Here is a 2759-nt window from a genome sequence, read left to right as displayed (position 1 = left end):
TCGTCCCAAAACACTTGATACCCTTATAGGTCAATCACACCTTTTAGGTGACAGTGCCATATTAAAAAAGCTCATCATCACAGATACCCTCTCCCATACTTTCTTTTATGGACCACCGGGCTGTGGAAAGACAACCCTTGCCCGTGTAATCGCCACCCTTCTGGATAAACCTTTTTATGAGATGAATGCCACCACACTGAAGATAGAGGATCTGCGTAAGATCTTTAAAGAATATACCAATGCATTACAGAAACCTCTTATTTTTATAGATGAAGTCCATAGACTGAGTAAAAACCAGCAAGAAGTGCTCCTGCCTTTTATGGAAAACCAATCCGCACTCATTATAGGTGCCTCGACAGAAAATCCTTATTATTCTCTCACTGCCGCTATGCGTTCACGTTCTCACCTTTTTGAACTTGAAGCCATACATGAAAAAGAGTTACATAACTATCTCGATAAGATTATCCAACTGGAGGATCTAACGATAGAAGATGATGCAAAAGAGTATCTTGTCTTTTCCAGTGGCGGTGATGTACGGGCTATGCTAAACTTACTTGAGAGTGCATGCGCCGTAGAGAACCCTGTTACACTGAATACACTTAAACAGATACGTCCTCATGCCATGCAGGCTGGAAGTGCTGAGAGTGAAAGCCACTATGAACTAACTTCTGCCATGATCAAAAGTATCCGGGGGTCTGATATAGATGCATCCATCTATTATCTTGCCAGACTTATAGATGGTGGTGAACCTGCAGAATTTATTGCTAGACGTTTAGCTATCTTAGCCAGTGAAGACATAGGAAATGCAAACCCCCCTGCTCTTAACCTTGCCAGTTCAACACTGAACATAGTCAAACATATAGGATACCCTGAAGCCAGAATATCACTATCTCAGCTTGTAATCTATCTTGCTTCCTCACCCAAGTCCAACAGTGCCTATATGGCGATCAACTCTGCTCTTAAAGATATTGCAGCCGGAGAGATACACCCTATTCCCTCTCATATAAAGACCCATGCCAAGGATTATGTTTACCCACATGATTTTGGTGGATGGATAGAACAATCTTACCTTTCAGTACCTAAAAAATACTATGATACCAAACAAATAGGTTTTGAAAAAACCCTATGGCAGTGGCATGAGAAAATAAAGTCTTCATAATAAGACACATTTTTGACACATTTCTATGTTATAATCAAAAAAATTAAATATAAAAGGAATCATAATGAAAAGAAGTATACTTAATATTATTCTTATTTCAAGTAGCAGTATTGCCTTATTAACTGGATGTACAGGGCAGGAAGTAGCACCAAACAATGCAACACAAACGGGTGCAGCAACTGGTGCTCTTGCTGGTGCAGTCATAGGTTACAATACAGGTAGTGGCGGTGGAGGAAATGCTGCGGTAGGTGCTCTCATAGGTACAGCAGTTGGTGCTGGTTTAGGAAGTGCCATAGACAACAGTAATCCAGAACCAGTAGAAACAGGTGGATGGCAATAGCCATTCTCTTATATGAAAAGGAGATAAAATGAAATTAACCAAACCAATACTTGCAGCTACTGTAGCTGCTTTCATGCTAGGAGGATGTTACAATCAACCTGGTCTTGTCGAAGACACAAGTTATAATCGTACTAAAACAGGTGCTGCAACAGGAGCACTGGCTGGTGCAGCCATAGGATACAATACGGGCAGCAGAGACTCCAAAAGTGCCATCATTGGCGGTCTACTAGGTGCTGCGCTGGGTGGAGCAGTAGGTTACAGTATGGACCAGCAAGCCAATGAAGTTGCACGTGCTCTTGGTACAGGTGTTAATAATGACCCACTTGCAGCTCTTGATCCAAATAGAGATATCATTGTATCAAAAACCAATAGTTATGTAAAAATTATGTTTAGAGACCGTATGATGTTTGCCACAGATTCATCTACACTGCAATCAAGTGCAAGAGCAAAGGTTCAAAAAGTAGGACAGGTTTTAGCTAACTATCCTCAAACGGTTGTAGGTGTTGCAGGCTTTACAGATAATGTAGGAAGTTACACTTACAATCTGGATCTTTCTAAAAGACGTGCAAGCAGCGTAAGTAATCTTCTTGCTGTAAATGGAAGACCGTACACAAAAGGATGTTCATATAATAAAGAGATTGCACCGAATGACTCTGCCAGAAACAGAGCGCTCAACAGACGTGTAGAAGTCTACCTGTATGCAGATAGAAACAGAATGAGCGACCCTTGTCGTTAAAACTGCTTCTTATTTCAACAAGCCAAGCTTACGCTTGGCTCGTTCTGCATCCATTGCACCAGAGAAATATTGAGCCTCGACATCATCAACAGCAGCAGTAAGTTTTGCCTGCAAAGTCTCTCCCCTAACTCTTTCTTTTACAAATATTTTCATTTCAGAAAAATCAGGAAAAAGTTCTAAAAATTCTGTTTTTAATTCAGAATTGTTCCATGCTTGCACTTGTGTATCTATCGAGGTACCCGTCATATCAAGTATATCCCGTCCAATACTGTCAACACTTTTATATTGATCATACTGACGCTTTTGCTTATATTCTTCATTTTGAAACTTTTCATCTTCTTGGATATCACCCACAAATTGAGTAATAAAATAAAGAAACCCTACTCCGATGACAACAAAGAAAAATAAACTCTTATCCATAATGAGATCCTAAATATATATTTAATATGTGAATTATACAATAATTTTTAAAAAAAGATGTTAATTGAAGTTTTTGTAGATGGTGCGGATGAGAGGACTCGAAC

At 39.7% G+C, this 2759-nt stretch carries 4 protein-coding genes; 3 read left to right on the top strand and 1 reads right to left on the bottom strand.

The features are described 5' to 3' along the window. The 3 genes from ABZC96_RS09470 to ABZC96_RS09460 form a co-directional block, all read left to right on the top strand. On the top strand, positions 1-1159 hold a 1159-nt coding region (locus tag ABZC96_RS09470), incomplete at its 5' end, for a replication-associated recombination protein A (RefSeq protein WP_373030712.1). A 64-nt stretch (positions 1160-1223) separates the two neighbouring features. Next, the gene (locus tag ABZC96_RS09465; RefSeq protein WP_373030711.1) at positions 1224-1499 is read left to right on the top strand and encodes a YMGG-like glycine zipper-containing protein; all 276 of its coding nucleotides are present in this window, start codon (positions 1224-1226) and stop codon (positions 1497-1499) included. A 28-nt stretch (positions 1500-1527) separates the two neighbouring features. Beyond that, a complete protein-coding gene (locus ABZC96_RS09460; protein WP_373030709.1) occupies positions 1528-2235 on the top strand; it encodes an OmpA family protein in 708 nt (235 codons plus the stop codon). 9 nt (positions 2236-2244) lie between these two features. Here ABZC96_RS09460 and ABZC96_RS09455 read toward each other — a convergent pair whose 3' ends face one another. Continuing rightward, the gene (locus ABZC96_RS09455; RefSeq protein WP_373030707.1) at positions 2245-2655 is read right to left on the bottom strand and encodes a hypothetical protein; all 411 of its coding nucleotides are present in this window, start codon (positions 2653-2655) and stop codon (positions 2245-2247) included. Positions 2656-2759 lie beyond the last annotated feature (104 nt).

This window comes from Sulfurovum sp. (assembly GCF_041551015.1).
GTDB lineage: Bacteria > Campylobacterota > Campylobacteria > Campylobacterales > Sulfurovaceae > Sulfurovum.
Note: the sequence above shows the minus strand (reverse complement) of the source record. Positions and strands in the feature narration are given on the sequence as shown.